Annotated in this window: 1 protein-coding gene; it reads right to left on the bottom strand. The window is 68.0% G+C overall.

All coding sequences use genetic code 11. From position 1 onward, the window contains the following. Positions 1–1,140: hypothetical protein (locus tag ACYVDE_RS23575; protein WP_460503966.1), on the bottom strand; the 1,140-nt coding region annotated here is incomplete at both ends.

Raw genomic sequence — 1,140 nt, 5'->3', positions numbered from 1 at the left:
GTCGCCGCCCGAGCCGGCGGGCTGGGCCGCCTTCCAGCCGGTAAAGCTGAGGGCGGTGCCACCCCAGTTGCCCACCGTGGCCGCATCCGGCGAAATCAGCAGGTTGTAGTCCGATGCCGTGGCCGCCCAGCTGGTGGTGCTGGCCGTACCGATGGCGTATGCCGCCGCACCAGTAGCCGCCGGACGGCCGTTGTACAGCAGGTTGTTGCGCAGCTGCACCGTGGGCGGCGTGGTTGTCGCACTCCGGAAGAAGCCGTAGCTGGTGGCCGCCGCCGCGCCGGCCGGAGCCAGGTACACCGAGTTGTAGTAGTAGCTGTTGCTGCCGCCGCTCGACAAATCCAGCATGCCGTAGCTCAATTGCGTGGTCGCGCCGGCGGCCAGGCTCAGTTGGTTGTTGGCGAAAGTGCCCGAATACGCGCCCTGCACGGCCAGCGCGCGTACCTGGTCGGCGTTGGCCCCGGTGCCGGCGCTGCTGCCGTACACGTTCCACACCAGGTTGCGCTCCACTACCGAGCCTGCCGCCGAGGCCCCGCACAACAGGCCCGTGATGGTGTAGGCTGCCCCGCCCGTAGGGGCTGCCGTGGCCGAAGTGCCCACGTTGCTGATGCGGTTGCCGCTTACCGTCACGGCCCCCATCACGCCCGAAGTGGGGCCCACAAAAATGCCGGCCGTGTTGGTGCTGCCGCCGCTGGTGGCATTCAGTACGTTGGCAACGCTGTTGCCGCTCACCGTGGGCGTGGCGCCGCTGCCGCCCACGTAAATGCCGCGCACGTTGGCATTCACCGAAGCCGTGGCCTGCACCGTCGTAATGGTGTTGGTGCTGATGCTGTGCGAGCCCGTGGCGAAAATGCCGTACGCCGTGAGGCCGGCCGAGGTGCCGCTGTAGGTGACGTTGCTAATGGTGTTGCCGGTCACGTTCGAGCCCGCCGCGCTGGTGCACTGAATACCGATGAGGTTACCCGTGACCCCGCTCTGGGTCAGGTTGTTGAGGGTGTTGCCGCTGCTCACCACCACGCCGCTGCCGGTCGAGTTGATGCCGGCCAGCTGCGCGGGCGTGGCCAGGTTGCTGCTCAGCGCGCTAATCTGGTTGCCGCTGATGCTGCCGCTGCCGCCCCCGCTCACGTACACGCCAAACACCGG

The sequence above is a fragment of the Hymenobacter agri genome (assembly GCF_054778495.1).
The sequence above is the reverse complement of the archived record's forward strand: the minus strand, read 5'-3'. Positions and strand labels throughout refer to the sequence as shown.